We start from the raw sequence: 17,004 nt of genomic DNA, 5'->3' as shown, positions 1-17,004 counted from the left end.
CGGGGGACAACGTGACGATCGAAGTGGAATTGTTAACGCCGATCGCGATGACCAAGGGCCTGCGCTTTGCCATCCGTGAGGGTGGACGCACCGTGGGTGCAGGCACCGTCACTGAGATCGTCGAGTAAGAGAGGCGACACCAGATGCGAGATAACGTTCAGTTGCAGTGTGGGGATTGTAAGCGTCGGAACTACGTGACGACGAAGAACAAGAAGACCACCACCGGCAAACTCGAGTTCAAGAAGTACTGTCGCTGGTGTCGTTCTCACACGGCTCATAAAGAAACCCGATAGGCGAGGCGAGGAAGCTCAAGTGTTAGACCGTCTCAAGAAATTCAGGTTGTTCGCCCAGGAGACCTGGGTCGAGCTCAAGAAGACGACCTGGCCCGGCAAGAAAGAGGTCACCGGTACGACGATCGTCGTGATCGTGACCGTGTTGATCTGCGCGGCCTATCTCTGGATCGTCGATCTCATGCTGAACAAGGGTATGGCTTCGATTTTCAAGGCGTTTACCGAATGACGGAACCTGTGAACGGTCAAGACGAGACGCGGACCCCCGACGTGGTTGAGGCTGCCGGCACGGCTCCGTCCGCCAAGGCCGAGCCCGCCGCGAAAGTCGACGACGGCAAGAAGTGGTACATCGTCCACACGTATTCGGGTTTCGAGGCGAAGGTTCGCGAGAGCCTGATGCAGCGAGCCGAGGCGATGGGCATGGCCGGGGTGATCGAAGAGGTGCTCATCCCCACGGAAGAAGTGGTCGAGATCCGTGACGGTAAGAAGATTCGCTCGACCCGGAAGTTCTTCCCCGGCTATGTGCTGGTGAAGATGGTGATGTCGGACGACGCATGGCATGTGGTCCGCAACACGCCGAAGGTGACGGGATTTGTCGGTACTGGAACCAAACCGGTACCGCTTAGCACGAAGGAAGTCGACCGGATCGTCAATCAGATTTCCGTGGCTGCGGACAAGCCGAAACCGAAGCTGGCATTCAGCGTCGGCGACGCGGTTCGGATCATGGACGGTCCATTCAGCAACTTCACAGGGCAGGTCGAGGAGGTCAACGAGGACCGCTCGACGCTGAAGGTGATGGTAACGATCTTCGGTCGAGCAACTCCGGTGGAGCTGGAGTTCGTTCAGGTCGAAAAGCCGTAACGCGGCACACGGAGCGAGTAGGTCATGGCAAAGAAAGTAGTCGGGTTGATCAAGCTGCACATTCCGGCGGGGAAGGCGACGCCTGCTCCCCCGGTCGGTCCCGCGCTGGGTCAACACGGTGTGAACATCATGGACTTCTGCAAGGCGTTCAACGCCAGGACCGCAAAGGATGGCGGCATCCTCACCCCCGTGGTGATCACGGTCTATCAGGATCACTCCTACACGTTCATCACCAAGACGCCGCCCGCATCGACGCTGCTGATGAAGGCGGCGGGTCTACAGAAGGCGTCGGGAGTTCCGAATCGCGACAAGGTCGGGAAGGTGACGATGGCGCAGGTCGACGAGATCGCCCAGGCGAAGATGCCCGACCTCAACTGTTCCTCTATCGAGTCCGCACGGAAAATCATTGCCGGTAGCGCGCGATCGATGGGTATCGAGGTCAAGGGATAAGAGCCGCGAGGCTGGAGACGAAGATGGCGAAACACGGCAAGAACTACAACAAGGCAGCAGAGGCCGTCGAGAAGCGTGATCATTCGCTTTCTGACGCGGTTGGAAAGCTGAAGAGCGTGGCCTACGCGAAGTTCGACGAGACCGTCGAGGTCAGCCTGCGGTTGGGCGTCGACCCGCGTCATGCGGATCAAATGGTTCGTGGGACCATCGTCCTGCCTCACGGAATCGGCAAGAGCAAGTCCGTCCTGGTCATCGCCCAGGGTGAGAAGGCCAAGGAGGCCGAGGAGGCCGGCGCCGATTTCGTGGGTGGCAAAGAGATGGTCGAGAAGATTCAGGGTGGTTGGACGGAGTTCGACGCCGTCGTCGCCACACCCGACATGATGCGTGAGGTCGGCAAGCTCGGTCGAGTCCTCGGCCCGCGAGGACTGATGCCGAACCCTAAGACCGGTACGGTCACCTTTGACGTCGCCAAGGCCGTCAACGAGGTCAAGGCCGGTAAGGTCGAATTTCGCGTTGACAAGACCGCGAATATCCACGTACCGGTCGGCAAACTGTCCTTCGATGACGAGAAGCTGGTCGACAACGCCCGCGCGTTGTTGCGGGCCGTGACCAAGGCCAAGCCCTCAGCAGCCAAAGGCAAGTACATCGAGTCCGTCCATATCACGTCGACGATGGGGCCGGGATTATCCCTGGACGCCGGCGAAGCGGAACTGGAAGGTAAGTCGTGAATCGCGCCGAAAAAATTGAAGCCGTAGAAACTTACAAGAAGACCTTCGAGGAGAACCCCCATATGGTTCTCGCGACGTTCAGCGGGTTGACCGTGAACCAGGTCAACAGCCTCCGAAACTCGGTCCGCGACGCCGGTGGCGAATACCGCGTGATCAAGAATCGGCTGGCCAAGCTGGCCGCAGCCGGTACGACGGCCGAGAAACTGGCCGGAGACTTCTCGGGGCCGTGTGCCATGGCAACCCATGCAGACGACCCGGTGGCGCTGGCGAAGTCCCTCGCCACCTTCGCCAAGGAGAACCCGGAAGTCCGGTTGCTGGCAGGAGTCGTGGAAGGGAAGGATCTCCTCGACACGGCAGGCCTCACGCAGCTTTCGAAGCTGCCCGGTCTGCAGGAATTGCGCGCCCAGCTGTTGGCCTTGATCAACACGCCGGCGACGACCCTGGTCCGTCTGGTTCAGACGCCCGGTACGCAACTTGCCCGAGTCATTGATGCACGAGAAGGAGAGGCCGCGGCGGACGCCTAGGCCTGTTAACGAAGACCATTAATTAGTTATGCCCGGCAAGCCGGGGAAGCAAAGATGAAATCGAAGGAGATGGGAAGATGGCCGATCTGGAAAAACTGAGCGAGAACCTTAGCGAGCTCACCGTGATGGAAGCGTCGAGCCTCGTCAAGATGCTCGAAGAGAAATGGGGCGTCTCCGCCGCAGCTCCGGTCGCGATGGCGGCTGCGGGTGCCGCCGGCGGGGAAGCGGCAGCCGAAGAGCAGACCGAGTTCGACGTGATTCTCAAGGAAGTCGGCGCCAAGAAGATCAACGTGATCAAGGCGGTCCGTGAAGTCACCAGCCTGGGTCTGAAAGAGGCCAAGGATCTGGTCGACGGCGCACCCAAGGCGATCAAGGAAGCCACCACGAAAGAGGAGGCCGCAGAGATCAAGAAGAAATTCGAAGACGTGGGTGCCACCGTCGAGATCAAGTAACCACGGACTTCGGCCCGCTGCCGCCGGCGACGGATCCCGAACCGATCTGTTGTCCGCGTGAGGGTGTCCGGACCCAACGTCCGGTTGCCAATGCTTCACTTGATGGTTGGTGTCGTCGGCTGACGATCCCAGCTAGGGGTATCCAGCACCATGTCCGAGAACTCGACAGCTGCCCGCACCAGGGCTGATTTTTCAAAGATCAAGGCGGCGATTCCGATCCCGAACCTGATCGAAGTCCAGAAGCGCTCCTACGAGCGGTTCCTACAGATGCGTACGGCTCCGGCCGATCGCGACGACCACATCGGTCTGCAGGCGGTCTTCAAGTCCATCTTCCCGATTAGAGACTTCCGCGAGACCTGTTCCCTGGAGTTTGTCGATTACACGATCGGCAACTGGGAATGCAAATGTGGTGAGTTGCGCGGCATCGAGCATCTCCGTAGCGAGTGCACGTTCTGTGGACATCGATTGGTGGTCCCCGACGCCCGCAAGGGCGAGGTGACCTGCGCCAACTGCGGGAACCTGACGGCCGTCACCGTTCGCGAGTGTGATGACTGCGGCGATCCTGTCGCCCTCAAGTTCAAGTACGACGTTGAGGAGTGTCAGGAGCGTGGACAGACCTATACGGTCCCGCTGAAGGTGACGATCCAGCTTGTCGTCTACGACAAGGATCCGGACACCGAGGCGCGTACGATCCGCGACATCAAGGAACAAGAAGTCTACTTCGGCGAGATCCCGATGCTCACCGAGCACGGGACGTTTATCGTCAATGGAACCGAGCGGGTCATCGTCTCGCAGCTCCATCGAAGTCCCGGCGTCTTCTTCCAGTCCGATGCCAATCGTACGACCTTCCTCTCGAAGGTGATTCCGTACCGCGGTTCGTGGGTCGAGTTTGAGACCGACGCCAAGAACGTGCTTCACGTTCGAATCGATCGGAAACGAAAATTCCCCGCGACGATCTTCTTGCGTGCGCTTGGTGTGGATGACATCCCGTCAATCTTTGAGACCTTCTATTCGCCCGTCGTGGTGCGGATCAAGGACGGCCACTTTGACTTCAAGGTCGGCGACGGCTTGCTCAACTGCAAGGTCCGCTCGACGGTCAGCGCTCGTGGCAAAGAGGTCATCAAGAAGAATCGTCGGATCCGTGCGGAGACTCTTGCCGACCTCAAGAAGGCCCGCTTGACGTGGATCCCGGTCGCCGACACCGAGGCGGAGGGAGCCTTCTCCGTTCACGACATCGTCGACGAGGAGACCGGAGAGGTCGTCGTCGAGGCCGCCAAGCCTCTCACCGACGAGGCACTGATCGATCTGCAGGCTCGTGGGATCAGAGAGTTCGAAGCGGTCTTCCCGGAGCGGGAAGACGTGGGTGACACCCTGATCGACACGCTTGCCAAGGATACGGTCCAGAACCAGCAGGAAGCCCTGATCGAGATCTATCGACGTCTGCGCCCGGGTGATCCGCCCACGCCGGACTCTTCCCGAACGCTGTTCAACAGCATGTTCTTCGACCCGACCCGCTACGACTTTTCGAAAGTCGGTCGCCTCAAGTTCAACACCAAGATCTACGGTGTCAGTCCCGAGGACTGGGCGGAGGACGTCCGCGAGCGTTGGGAGAAGGGCGAGGATCGCACTCCCACCCGCGAGGACTTCGTGGAGGTCCTGCGTTACATGCTGAAGCTCAAGAAGGGCAAGGGCGACATCGACGATATCGATCACCTCGGTAACCGTCGCGTGCGTAGCGTGGGTGAGCTTCTCGAGAACCAGTTCCGAATCGGCCTCGTCCGGATGGAGCGTGCGATCAAGGAGAAGATGTCGGTCTATCAGGAGATGACGACCGCCATGCCTCACGACCTGATCAATGCCAAACCGGTCATGGCGGCGATCCAGGAGTTCTTCGGCAGCAGTCAGCTGTCCCAGTTCATGGATCAGACCAACCCACTCTCGGAGGTGACTCACAAGCGTCGCCTGTCCGCCCTCGGGCCGGGGGGTCTATCCAGAGAGCGGGCCGGTTTCGAGGTTCGCGACGTTCACCCGACTCACTACGGGCGTATCTGCCCCATCGAAACGCCTGAAGGACCCAACATCGGCCTGATCTCGTCGTTGTCCTGTTTCGCCCGGATCAACGACTACGGGTTCATCGAGTCGCCGTACCGCAGGGTCGAATCGGGCCGTGTGCTCGATTTCGTCCGCGTGACGCGAACGGGGCAGAGTCAGTACAAGCTGGACGACGTGGTCTCCGCCGCCGACTTCGTGGTGCAAAGGAAGAAGGTCGTCGACTCCGGGAAACTTGCTCCGGAGGCCGTGGCGCATTCGTTCTATCTGTCGGCCTATCAGGAAGACCGCGAGACCATCGCCCAGGCCAACGCACATCTCGGTGACGATGGCTCGTTCCAGAACGAACGGGTCAACGCGCGAAAGGCCGGCGAGTTCAAGTTGGTTCCGCGTGAGGATGTCGGATACATCGATGTCTCGCCGAAGCAGCTTGTTTCGGTGGCTGCATCCCTGATCCCGTTTCTCGAAAACGACGATGCCAACCGTGCGCTGATGGGTTCCAACATGCAACGGCAGGCCGTGCCGTTGGTGAAGCCGAAGGCACCCTTCGTCGGCACCGGCATGGAGTCGATCACGGCGCGGGATTCCGGTGCCGTCGTCGTCTGCAAGCGAGCCGGCATCGTCGATATCGTCGACTCTCAGCGCATCATCGTCCGCGTAGGTGCGATGGGGCAGGAGGACTTCGGCGCAGATATCTACTCGCTGGTCAAGTTCAAGCGTTCCAACCAGAACACCTGCATGAATCAGCGTCCGATCGTCCGAGAAGGACAACGTGTCGAGGAGGGCACGGTGCTGGCTGACGGCCCCTGCACCGAGCGTGGCGAGCTGGCGCTGGGACGAAACATTCTGGTCGCATTCATGCCCTGGCGCGGTTTCAACTTCGAGGATGCGATCCTCGTATCCGAAGACTGTGTCCGGGAGGACGTCTTCACCTCGATCCATATCGAGGAGTTCGACGTCGAGGCTCGAGACACCAAGCTGGGGCCGGAGGAGATCACCCGGGACATTCCCAATGTCTCCGAGGATTTCCTCAAGGACCTCGACGAGGCCGGTGTCATCCGTATCGGTGCCCGTGTCAAACCCGGCGACATCCTGGTCGGCAAGGTGACTCCCAAGGGAGAGACCCAGCTGACGCCGGAGGAGAAGCTCCTCCGCGCGATCTTCGGCGAGAAGTCTGGCGATGTCCGCGACGCATCCCTCAACGCGCCTCCCGGGGTCGACGGGATCGTCGTCGATGTCAAGATCTTCAGCCGCAAGGGCGTGGAGAAGGACAGTCGCGCCGGCGAGATCGAGCAGGAGCAGATCGAACGTCTCGAGAAGGATCTCAAGGATGAGATCCGGATCCTCAACGAGGAGGATCGCAAAAAACTGATCGAGCTTCTGGACAGCGAGGCGCTGACCGAGCCCCTCAGCGATCGAAGACGTGGAAGCGCCCTTCTCGAAGCCGGAACCGTTCTGACCCGCCAGGTCATGTCGGGGATGGACACCGAGGACCTTCGCCGATGCATCATCAAGCCGACGAAGACCTCCAAGGTCAAAGAGATCTATCGCATCGAGGAGCGAACCAAGAAGCGGATCAACATCCTGCGTCAACTCAACAAGGAAAAGATTGAGCAGATGCAAAAGGGAGACGAACTGGCTCCCGGTGTGATCAAGATGGTCAAGGTCTTCGTCGCGATGAAGCGCAAGCTGAGCGTCGGCGACAAGATGGCCGGCCGCCACGGCAACAAGGGTGTCATCTCCCGACTGTTGCCCGTGGAGGACATGCCGTATTTGCCGGACGGAACGCCGGTCGAGGTCGTCCTGAATCCGCTTGGCGTGCCCTCGCGAATGAACGTGGGCCAGATCCTCGAGACCCATCTGGGATGGGCGGGTTCGGAACACGGCCGCTGGATCACCGAGAGGCTGGCACAGGAGCGCAGCAAGGCTGCGGCGGACCTGCGGCAACGACTGTTAAGTGCACTCCCGCAGAAGGTGACCCGCGATCAGGTCGAGAACGCAAGCGACGACGAGATCATCGAGCTTGCGAAGTACTACAAAGACGGCATTCGCTATGCAACGCCGGTCTTTGACGGTGCGCACGAGGAGGAGATCAAGAGGCAGCTAACGCTGGCCGGTCTACCGACTTCGGGCAAGATCACGCTTCGGGACGGCCGATCCGGCGAACCGTTCGAGCAGTTGGTGACCGTCGGTTACATCTATCTGATCAAGCTGTCCCATCTGGTGGACGACAAGATCCACGCGCGTTCGATCGGGCCGTACTCGCTGATTACCCAGCAGCCGCTGGGCGGTAAGGCGCAGTTCGGTGGCCAACGCTTCGGTGAGATGGAGGTGTGGGCTCTCGAGGCGTATGGCGCCGCTCACATCCTGCAGGAACTGCTCACCGTCAAGTCCGATGACGTCTACGGCAGAACGAAGATCTACGAAGCGCTGGTCAAGGGTGAGTCTGCGGTAGAGCCCGGACTTCCGGAGTCGTTCAACGTTCTCGTTCGTGAGCTTCAGAGTCTTTGTCTCGATGTCGAACTTCTGAGCGATCAAGGCGGGACCCCTGAGGTCTCGGCATTTTGATCTGGGAGCTGGGAATTTATGAATAGACCGCCATTCCTCTTCGACAAAGCGAAGACCATTAACGACTTCAGTGCGATTCGCATCAGCCTCGCGAGTCCGGAGAAGATTCGTAGTTGGTCCTACGGCGAGGTAACGAAGCCGGAGACGATCAACTATCGAACGTTCAAACCGGAACGTGATGGACTTTTCTGCGCAAGGATTTTCGGCCCGGTGACGGACTGGGAATGTCTCTGCGGAAAGTTCAAGAGGATGAAGCATCGCGGCGTCGTCTGTGACAAGTGCGGCGTTGAGGTGACCCAGAGCAAGGTGCGTCGCGAGCGAATGGGACACATCGAGCTTGCGAGCCCTGTCAGCCATGTCTGGTTTTTCAAGGGTCTTCCGAGCCGAATCGGGCATCTGCTGGACATGACGCTCCGCGAGCTGGAGCGAATCCTCTATTTCGAAGCCTACGTCGTCATCGATCCCGGCGAAGCCGTCGAGCTGACGGAGAAGGAAGTCCTCTCCGAAGAGCAGTATCGCGAGCTACAGGACAAATATCCGGACGGCTTCCAGGCCGGCATGGGCGCCGAGGCGATCAAGGAGATCCTCGCCCGTCTCGACATCGAGAGCCTGGCCAAGGAAATGCGCGAGCTGATGCGGACCGAGACGTCGCAGCAGAAGCGGCTAAAGTTTGCAAAGCGACTGAAGGTTGTCGATGCCTTCCGTAAGTCGGGGAACCAACCCGAGTGGATGATCCTGGACGTCGTTCCGGTTATCCCGCCGGAGCTCCGGCCGCTGGTACCGCTCGACGGCGGTCGGTTCGCGACCTCCGATCTCAACGATCTCTACCGTCGCGTGATCAATCGCAATAACCGATTGAAGAAGCTTCTGGATCTGAAGGCTCCGGATGTCATCGTGCGCAACGAGAAGCGTATGTTACAGGAAGCCGTCGATGCACTCTTCGACAACGGTCGTCGCGGTCGTGTCCTGCGTGGCAGCAACAACCGACCGTTGAAGTCTCTGTCCGACACGATCAAGGGCAAGCAGGGGCGTTTTCGTCAGAACCTCCTGGGCAAGCGTGTCGACTATTCCGGTCGTTCGGTCATCGTCGTTGGGCCGGATCTCAAGCTCCACCAGTGCGGGCTGCCGAAGAAGATGGCGCTGGAGCTGTTCAAGCCGTTCATCTACAACAAGCTCGAGGAGCAGGGGCTCGTCACCACCATCAAGGCCGCCAAGGAAATGGTCGAGATGGAGAGTGCCGAGGTCTGGGACTATCTCGAAGAGGTCATCAAGGAGCACCCGGTGCTCTTGAACCGGGCCCCGACACTGCATCGGCTGGGCATTCAGGCCTTCGAGCCGGTCCTGGTCGAGGGCAAGGCGATCAAGATTCACCCGCTGGTCTGTACCGCGTTCAATGCGGACTTCGACGGCGACCAGATGGCGGTCCATGTTCCGTTGTCCGCGAAATCGCAGATCGAGGCAATGGTTCTGATGTTGTCGACCAACAACATCCTCAGTCCGTCCAACGGACTGCCGATCGTCAACCCCAGTCAGGACATTGTTCTGGGTTGCTACTACATGACCCAGGAGAAGGCCAGCGCCAAGGGTGCCGGCCGCATGTTCGGCTCTCAGCAGGAGGTGCTCCTGGCCTATCAGGCCGGCGAGGTCGAGACGCTGACGCCGATTACGTTGCGCTACAGCGGCAACCTCATCGATCTGACGACGCTGCCGCCGAAGGAACAGGACAACGTGGTCCGTGCTCCGGAGCAGACCGTCGAAGCCTATCGCCTGCAGACGACCGTCGGTCGCGTGTTGTTCAACAACGCGCTGTCCGAGGGGTTGCCTTTCGTCAACGGCTCGCTACGCAAGAAGGCACTCCAGTCGTTCGTGCACTACGTCTACCTGCGGCATGGCATCCACATGACCGTGGAGTTGGTCGACAAGCTCAAGGAGCTTGGCTTCATCTATGCGACTCGGGCCGGCATCTCGATCGGGATCGACGACATGGTCGTGCCGCCCACCAAGGTCGACATGGTGGATCGAGCTCGTCAGGAGCAGATCACCGTCGAGCAGCAGTTCCTTGACGGTCTGATCACCAATCGCGAGCGCTACAACAAGGTCATCTCGATCTGGTCCGATGCCACCGAGCGCATCTCCGAGGCCATGTTCAAGGAGATGACCCGTCGCGAGAAGGAAAACGACGAGTTCAACCCGATCCTGATGATGGCCGATTCCGGTGCCCGTGGCAGTAAGCAGCAGATGCGACAGCTTGCCGGAATGCGCGGCCTGATGGCCAAGCCTTCGGGCGAGATCATCGAGACACCGATTACCGCAAACTTCCGCGAGGGGCTGAACGTACTGCAATACTTCATCTCGACTCACGGCGCTCGAAAAGGTCTGGCGGATACCGCACTCAAGACCGCCAACTCCGGATACCTCACGCGACGCCTCGTTGACGTTTCGCAGGATGTGATCATCTCCGCGGACGATTGTCAGACCAGTGAGGGCATCGAGGTCAGTCGAATCGAAGAGGGCGGTGAGATCATCGAGGATCTGCGTGATCGCATCGTCGGTCGTGTGGCTCTCGAGGACATCATTGACCCGGGGAACGGCGAGATTCTCGTCGCTCGTAACGGGATGGTGGACGAGGATCTGGCCACCACCGTGCAGGACTCGGGGCTTCAGACGGTTCGCATCCGCTCCGTGCTGACCTGCGAATGTGAACGCGGTGTCTGTGTTCGCTGCTACGGACGTAACCTCGCGACCGGTCGCGAGGTCGAAAGTGGCGAGGCGGTGGGCGTCATCGCTGCCCAGTCCATCGGAGAACCCGGTACGCAGCTCACGATGCGGACGTTCCATATCGGTGGTACCGCGCGTATCGACGAGCAGAGCGGGATCGAGATCCGCAATGCCGGTCAGGTCTACTACGAGAATCTGAAGACCGTGGACAATCGCGAAGGTAAACCGGTTGCGATCAACCGCAATGGCGCTGTCGTTATTCGCGATCGCGAGGGTCGAGAGCGCGAGCGCTACAATATCGTCTACGGTGCCATTCTTGAGGTCCGTGACGGTGAGCACATCGAGTCCGGTACCAAGCTTGCCGAGTGGGATCCCTACAACTTTGCGATCCTGACCGATATCGCGGGCACCATCGAGTTCCACGACATCGAAGCGGGTGTCACGATGAAGGAAGAGGTCGAGGAGGTCTCGGGTCTTTCTCGCCAGGTGATCGTGCAGTCGCAGGATGAGAAGCGACACCCCCAACTGCTGATTCGCGACGCAGAGGGGAATTCCCAGCGAAAGATCCTCCTGCCGGTCCACGCCATCGTCATGGTCCAGGACGGCGTCGCCGTCCGCGAGGGCGACGTGATGGCGAAGATCCCGCGAGCGACCACGAAGACCAAGGACATCACCGGTGGTCTACCACGCGTGGTCGATCTGTTCGAGGCTCGACACCCCAAGGAACCGGCGGAGATGGCCGAGATCGACGGCGTCGTTCACTACGGGGACATCGTCAAGGGTTCGCGGAAGGTGCTGGTCCGAACCGATGATGGCGAGGAACGCGAGTACGCGATTCCCCGGGGCATGCACGTTACCGTTCAGGAAGGGGAGTCCGTTGTGGCCGGTGACGCGTTCACCGATGGTCCCAAGGACCCGCACAAGATCCTGGAGATTCTCGGTGAGCGGGAATTTCAGGAGGTCTATCGACTGCAAGGCGTGCAGATCCACGACAAGCACATTGAGGTGATCATTCGTCAGATGATGCGCTGGATCAAGATCGAGGATCCGGGTGACACCGAGTTTATCGTTGACGAGCAGGTCGACCGATTCCGCTTCGTCCGCGAGAACGAAAGAGTCCTCGAGGACGGCGGCGTCCCGGCCCGTGGCCGGCCGTTGCTTCTGGGAATCACCAAGGCCAGTCTGGCCACCGAGTCCTTCATCTCGGCGGCCAGTTTCCAGGAGACGACCCGGGTTCTGACCGAGGCCTCGATCTCCGGCAAGGTGGACCTCCTGAGGGGGCTCAAGGAGAACGTGATCATGGGACGGCTCATTCCGGCGGGAACCGGGATGGACACCTACACCGATATCCAGATCGAGCCCGATGGACCCCCTCCGATGGAGGAGCCCCGCTTCGAAGAGGGCGGCGAGGGCGAAATGGACCTCGATACCGATCGATTTGCGGAGATGATTCGACAGGCTGCCGCCGCGGCAGCGGGAGCAGAACCGGGGAGCTGAAAACCCCCGAGTTGGCGGACCTTGAAAGCCCTCCGGGGTGTCTGCTAGACTCTCGAGGTTTTGCACCCCAGAACGATGTCCCGGGTCGTACGTCGTGCCGACGGACGAGCGGGGTTTGGTGCCTGACAGGAGCTTTGACACGTGCCGACGATCAATCAGTTAGTCCGTAAGGGACGCAAGGTCATCAAGTCCCGGACCAAGAGTCCGGCCCTGAATACCTGCCCCCAGAAGCGGGGCGTCTGTGTTCGCGTGTACACGTCGACTCCCAAGAAGCCGAACTCGGCGCTGCGTAAAGTTGCACGCGTTCGTCTGACCAACGGGATCGAGGTCACGACCTACATCCCCGGTGTCGGGCACAACCTTCAAGAACACTCCATCGTGATGATTCGGGGTGGACGTGTGAAGGATCTGCCGGGTGTTCGCTATCACGTAATCCGAGGAACCCTGGACGCCGTGGGCGTCGAGGATCGACGACGGAGCCGTTCGAAGTACGGCGCCAAGCGGCCGAAGTCGTAACGCTAACGGCCAGGGTAGGAGAGATCGATGCCTCGTAGAGGAAATGTCCCCAAACGGAAGGTCTTGCCGGATCCGTTGTATCAATCGCCGTTGGTGACGAAGTTCATCAATTGCATGATGCTGGATGGCAAGCGCTCCACGGCGGAGGGGATTTTTTACGGCGCCATGACCACGGTTCAGGAGAGAGCCGGTGATGACGCGTTGAAGGTGTTTCGTCGGGCGGTGGACAACGTCAAGCCCGCCCTCGAGGTGAAGTCTCGTCGCGTCGGCGGTTCCAACTACCAGGTGCCGATCGAGGTCCGACCCAGCCGTCGAATGGCCTTGGCCCTGCGTTGGCTGATCAGCTTCTCTCGGCAGCGTTCGGAGAAATCGATGCGAGACAAGCTCGCCAACGAGATTCTCGACGCCGCCAACGGTCGCGGCAATGCGTTCAAGAAGAAGGAAGATACTCATCGGATGGCCGAGGCCAACAAGGCTTTCGCTCATTTCCGCTGGTAGGTTAGTAGGTCAGTTAGGCACGGAAGACACGTAGTTCAGGTGAGGTTTGCGGTCGAGTTTATCGGCCGAAGTTTCGCGGCTCACGACCTGGTTGTGAGGGCGCAAGGTTCTTTGAAGTGGCACGGACGACTCCCCCGGAGCAAATCCGCAATATCGGCCTGATGGCCCATATCGACGCCGGTAAAACGACGACGACAGAGCGGATTCTGTTTCTCACCGGGTCAAATCCTACGATCGACTGGGTGGCCCAAGAGCGGGGCATCACCCTCACGTCCGCCGCGACCACCTGCCTCTGGCGCGATACGCGCATCCATATCATCGACACTCCGGGTCACGTCGACTTCACCGCAGAGGTCGAGCGATCGCTTCGCGTCCTCGACGGCGTGGTGGCCGTCTTCTGTGCGGTCGGTGGCGTCGAGTCGCAGTCGGAGACGGTTTGGCGACAGGCCGACCGTTACGAGGTGCCCCGGATCGCCATCGTCAACAAGATGGATCGTGCGGGCGCCGATTTCGATGCCGTCTGCCGCCAGATGGTCGATCGCCTCGCTGCCCGTCCGCTTCCGATTCAGATGCCCATCGGCTCCGGTGAGTCCTTCTGCGGGTTCATCGATCTGGTCACGCTGCAAGCCTACGAGTGGCGTGACGCCGCAGAGCTTCATCCGATCCGCACACCGGAAGAGCTCGCCGATACTGCCTCCCGTGGCCGTGAGCGACTGCTCGAGGCGCTGTGCGAAATTGACGACGAACTGATGGGAAGCTACCTGGCCGGTGAACTGACCGGCGAGAATCAGGTCTCGGACCCGCAGACCACCCAACGGATCCACCAGGTTCTACGACGCGGAACCATCGGCCTGTCCTTCACGCCGGTCCTGTGTGGTAGCGCCTTCCGAAATAGGGGCATCGAGCCGCTGCTGAATGCCGTCGTCGACTACCTGCCGTCTCCGCTTGATATGCCGGCGGTCGAGGGTGCAAACCCGCTGGCCGCCGTCGGGGCAGTCGACGGGACACTCTCACGCATGCCTGCCGACGCGGAGCCCTTCTCCGCGTTGGTCTTCAAGGTCACGACCGATCCCGTCGTGGGTTCCTTGGCGTTCATCCGAGTCTACTCCGGTTCCCTCTCCCGTGGCGACGAGGTCTATAACCCCGCTCGCGGCAAGTCCGCAAGTGTCGGTCGACTGTTGCAGTTGCACGCCGACGGGCAAGAGGAGTTGGGCCGTGTCGGGGCAGGTGATATCGCTGTCGTCGTCGGTCTTGGTCTGGCGGCGACGGGGGACACGATCTGCGACCCGGAGACACCGATCGTGCTCGAGGCGATGCAGTTCCCGGAGCCCGTTATTCGACTTGTCCTCGAGGCGCGTACGGCGCTCGATCAGGAGAAGCTTGACGCCACGCTGGCCAGACTCTCCCGCGAGGATCCGACGTTCAAGGTTCAGGTCGATCGTGTCTCCGGCCAAACCGTCATCGCCGGAATGGGCGAGCTTCACCTCGAGGTTTTGGTCGATCGATTGCGACGAGAGTTCGAGGTCAGCGCCATCGTTGGCGAGCCGCAGGTGGCCTATCGCGAGACGATCCTCGGTGAGGCGTCGGCCGACGCCCGCGACCGGGATGCCTACGTGCGGCTTCGCGTGGCTCCGTCGGACGACACGCAGGAGATGGTGTTTCGTAGCGAGACTGTCGGTGGCGCGATCCCGCGCGAGTCGATCTCTGCGATTCGTGCCGGCATCCAGGAATCGATGCAGGGCGGGCTCCTTGCCGACTTTCCGATGAACAACATCGACGTCGTCCTTGAGGACGGATCGTCCCGCGGGGCCGACGCGTCGGACGTCGCCTTCAAGAAAGCGGCCTCGATTGCGTTTCGAGATGCCTGCCACAAGGCCGGTATCGTCTTGCTCGAGCCTGTGATGAAACTCGAGATCGTTGTCCCCGAAGACTACGTGGGCGATGTGATCGGAAACCTCAACGAACGTCGCGGCCGTATACAGGGTGTCGACACCCGGGCGGGCTTGCAGGTGCTCGACGCAAGAGCGCCGATGGCGGAGATGTTCGGCTACGCGACGGCGTTACGTTCGTTCTCTCAGGGACGTGGCAACTATTCCATGCACTTTTCTCACTACGATCCGGTCCCTCGTGCCGTTGGCGACGATGTCGTCGCACGGGTAGCGGGCGTAGCGGGTAACGGTTGAGCTTGTAAGGCATTCAGGAGGAACTGCAGCGATGGCCAAGGAAAAATTTGATCGTTCAAAGCCCCACGTTAACGTGGGAACGATCGGTCACGTGGACCACGGAAAGACGACGTTGACGGCTGCGATTACGTCGACGCTTGCCAAAGGCGACGACACGGTAACGGCGCGTTCGTTCGACTCGATCGACAATGCACCGGAAGAGCGCGAGCGCGGTATCACGATCGCGACGGCGCACGTGGAGTACCAGACGGACGAGCGTCACTACGCTCACGTCGATTGCCCGGGTCACGCGGACTACATCAAGAACATGATCACGGGTGCGGCGCAGATGGACGGGGCGATCCTCGTGGTGTCGGCGGCCGATGGCCCGATGCCCCAGACCCGCGAGCACATCCTGCTTGCCCGTCAGGTGGGTGTGCCTGCGATCGTCGTCGCCATGAACAAGGTCGACATGGTGGACGACCCGGAGCTGCTGGACCTGGTCGAGCTCGAGGTACGTGAGCTGCTGAGCGCCTACGAGTTCCCGGGCGATGACATTCCGATCTGTCGTGTGTCGGCGCTGAAGGCCCTCGAGGGCGATGCCGACGCGCAGGACGGCGTGGTCGCCCTGATGAAGGAGGTCGACTCCTACATCCCGATGCCGGAGCGTGCCATCGATCAACCGTTCCTGATGCCGGTCGAGGACATCTTCTCGATCTCGGGTCGTGGCACGGTGGTGACGGGTCGCATCGAGCAGGGCATCGTGAAGGTCGGCGAGGAAGTGGAGATCGTCGGAATCCGTGACACGCAGAAGAAGGTCGTCACGGGAGTCGAGATGTTCAAGAAGTTGCTGGACTCCGGTGAGGCCGGCGATAACGTCGGTCTGTTGCTTCGTGGTACGGAGCGAACGGATGTCGAGCGTGGTCAGGTGCTGGCGAAGCCGGGATCGATCACTCCTCACACGAAGTTCATGGGTGAGGTCTACGTGCTGACGAAGGAGGAGGGTGGTCGACACACTCCGTTCTTCAACGGCTATCGACCGCAGTTCTACTTCCGGACGACGGACGTCACCGGAACGGCAAACCTGCCTGGCGACACCGAGATGGTGATGCCGGGGGACAACGTGACGATCGAAGTGGAATTGTTAACGCCGATCGCGATGACCAAGGGCCTGCGCTTTGCCATCCGTGAGGGTGGACGCACCGTGGGTGCAGGCACCGTCACTGAGATCGTCGAGTAGAGGTGTTTGATGCCTGTCGTTAGAAACGTGGCTTCGGATGATGGCTGCCCACTGCTGGGAACGCGTTACCCGACACCGCAAGTAGCTCACGCCACAGGGCGCGAGTCAGGAATAGCATGGTGAACGAGAAGATCAGAATCCGGCTAAAAGCCTACGACCATCGGATCCTCGATCAATCGACAACCGAGATCGTGGATACCGCTCGCCGTACAGGCGCTCAGGTAGTGGGACCGATCCCACTACCGACCGTCCGTAACAAGTGGACGGTTCTGCGTTCCCCTCATGTCGACAAGAAGTCGCGTGAGCAGTTCGAGATTCGAACGCACAAGCGTCTGTTGGACATCCTCCAGCCGACGCCGGAGACGGTGGACGCACTGATGAAGCTGGATTTGCCGGCAGGTGTGGATGTTGAGATCAAAGCGTTCGGGCAGTCTGCGTAGCCGTCGTGCAC

At 60.4% G+C, this 17,004-nt stretch carries 15 protein-coding genes; all 15 read left to right on the top strand.

Annotated features, from left to right (window positions below; all coding sequences use genetic code 11):
* Positions 1–128 (top strand): elongation factor Tu (gene tuf, locus OES25_05795; protein ID MDH3627153.1); only part of this gene is annotated, 128 nt, incomplete at its 5' end.
* Between the two features lie 15 nt (positions 129–143).
* Positions 144–293: a 50S ribosomal protein L33 gene (gene rpmG / locus OES25_05790; GenBank protein ID MDH3627152.1), complete on the top strand. Its 150-nt coding sequence runs from the start codon at positions 144–146 to the stop codon at positions 291–293.
* 19 nt (positions 294–312) lie between these two features.
* Complete coding sequence (gene secE / locus OES25_05785) at positions 313–519, top strand: preprotein translocase subunit SecE (GenBank protein ID MDH3627151.1); 207 nt, start codon at positions 313–315, stop codon at positions 517–519.
* The gene (nusG, locus tag OES25_05780; GenBank protein ID MDH3627150.1) at positions 516–1,151 is read left to right on the top strand and encodes a transcription termination/antitermination protein NusG; all 636 of its coding nucleotides are present in this window, start codon (positions 516–518) and stop codon (positions 1,149–1,151) included. Before secE ends, nusG begins: the two co-directional genes overlap by 4 nt.
* 24 nt (positions 1,152–1,175) lie before the next feature.
* Positions 1,176–1,601 carry a 50S ribosomal protein L11 gene (rplK, locus tag OES25_05775; GenBank protein ID MDH3627149.1) on the top strand — a complete coding sequence of 142 codons (426 nt, stop codon included), beginning with the start codon at positions 1,176–1,178 and terminating at the stop codon, positions 1,599–1,601.
* A gap of 23 nt (positions 1,602–1,624) precedes the next feature.
* Positions 1,625–2,329 carry a 50S ribosomal protein L1 gene (gene rplA, locus OES25_05770; protein MDH3627148.1) on the top strand — a complete coding sequence of 235 codons (705 nt, stop codon included), beginning with the start codon at positions 1,625–1,627 and terminating at the stop codon, positions 2,327–2,329.
* Positions 2,326–2,853, top strand: a complete 528-nt coding sequence (gene rplJ, locus OES25_05765) for a 50S ribosomal protein L10 (protein ID MDH3627147.1) — start codon at positions 2,326–2,328, stop codon at positions 2,851–2,853. Before rplA ends, rplJ begins: the two co-directional genes overlap by 4 nt.
* Positions 2,854–2,930: 77 nt before the next feature.
* Positions 2,931–3,305 (top strand): 50S ribosomal protein L7/L12, encoded by a 375-nt coding sequence (gene rplL / locus OES25_05760; GenBank protein MDH3627146.1) that lies wholly within the window; start codon positions 2,931–2,933, stop codon positions 3,303–3,305.
* A 150-nt stretch (positions 3,306–3,455) separates the two neighbouring features.
* On the top strand, positions 3,456–7,922 hold the full coding sequence (rpoB, locus tag OES25_05755) for a DNA-directed RNA polymerase subunit beta (GenBank protein MDH3627145.1): 4,467 nt from the start codon (positions 3,456–3,458) through the stop codon (positions 7,920–7,922).
* 18 nt (positions 7,923–7,940) lie between these two features.
* A complete protein-coding gene (gene rpoC, locus OES25_05750; protein MDH3627144.1) occupies positions 7,941–12,137 on the top strand; it encodes a DNA-directed RNA polymerase subunit beta' in 4,197 nt (1,398 codons plus the stop codon).
* Positions 12,138–12,278: 141 nt separating this feature from the next.
* Positions 12,279–12,653 (top strand): 30S ribosomal protein S12, encoded by a 375-nt coding sequence (rpsL, locus tag OES25_05745; GenBank protein MDH3627143.1) that lies wholly within the window; start codon positions 12,279–12,281, stop codon positions 12,651–12,653.
* Positions 12,654–12,680: 27 nt separating this feature from the next.
* Positions 12,681–13,151, top strand: a complete 471-nt coding sequence (gene rpsG, locus OES25_05740) for a 30S ribosomal protein S7 (GenBank protein ID MDH3627142.1) — start codon at positions 12,681–12,683, stop codon at positions 13,149–13,151.
* A gap of 116 nt (positions 13,152–13,267) precedes the next feature.
* Entirely contained in the window at positions 13,268–15,334 is a 2,067-nt protein-coding gene (fusA, locus tag OES25_05735; protein MDH3627141.1) for an elongation factor G, read from the top strand.
* A gap of 31 nt (positions 15,335–15,365) precedes the next feature.
* Positions 15,366–16,553 carry an elongation factor Tu gene (gene tuf, locus OES25_05730; GenBank protein ID MDH3627140.1) on the top strand — a complete coding sequence of 396 codons (1,188 nt, stop codon included), beginning with the start codon at positions 15,366–15,368 and terminating at the stop codon, positions 16,551–16,553.
* Between the two features lie 116 nt (positions 16,554–16,669).
* Positions 16,670–16,993, top strand: a complete 324-nt coding sequence (gene rpsJ, locus OES25_05725; GenBank protein MDH3627139.1) for a 30S ribosomal protein S10 — start codon at positions 16,670–16,672, stop codon at positions 16,991–16,993.
* The last annotated feature ends 11 nt before the right edge of the window (positions 16,994–17,004 follow it).

The sequence above is a fragment of the Acidobacteriota bacterium genome (assembly GCA_029861955.1).
Classification (GTDB): Bacteria; Acidobacteriota; Polarisedimenticolia; order Polarisedimenticolales; family Polarisedimenticolaceae; genus JAOTYK01.
Note: the sequence above shows the minus strand (reverse complement) of the source record. Positions and strands in the feature narration are given on the sequence as shown.

What these genes read in the sequence shown, in the direction of transcription:
- nusG (MDH3627150.1), top strand. Translation starts at nt 516, where the DNA reads ATGACGGAACCTGTGAACGGTCAAGACGAGACGCGGACCCCCGACGTG.
- rplL (MDH3627146.1), top strand. Translation starts at nt 2,931, where the DNA reads ATGGCCGATCTGGAAAAACTGAGCGAGAACCTTAGCGAGCTCACCGTG.
- rplK (MDH3627149.1), top strand. Translation starts at nt 1,176, where the DNA reads ATGGCAAAGAAAGTAGTCGGGTTGATCAAGCTGCACATTCCGGCGGGG.
- rpsG (MDH3627142.1), top strand. Translation starts at nt 12,681, where the DNA reads ATGCCTCGTAGAGGAAATGTCCCCAAACGGAAGGTCTTGCCGGATCCG.
- rplA (MDH3627148.1), top strand. Translation starts at nt 1,625, where the DNA reads ATGGCGAAACACGGCAAGAACTACAACAAGGCAGCAGAGGCCGTCGAG.
- rpsJ (MDH3627139.1), top strand. Translation starts at nt 16,670, where the DNA reads ATGGTGAACGAGAAGATCAGAATCCGGCTAAAAGCCTACGACCATCGG.
- rpmG (MDH3627152.1), top strand. Translation starts at nt 144, where the DNA reads ATGCGAGATAACGTTCAGTTGCAGTGTGGGGATTGTAAGCGTCGGAAC.
- rpoC (MDH3627144.1), top strand. Translation starts at nt 7,941, where the DNA reads ATGAATAGACCGCCATTCCTCTTCGACAAAGCGAAGACCATTAACGAC.
- tuf (MDH3627140.1), top strand. Translation starts at nt 15,366, where the DNA reads ATGGCCAAGGAAAAATTTGATCGTTCAAAGCCCCACGTTAACGTGGGA.
- rpoB (MDH3627145.1), top strand. Translation starts at nt 3,456, where the DNA reads ATGTCCGAGAACTCGACAGCTGCCCGCACCAGGGCTGATTTTTCAAAG.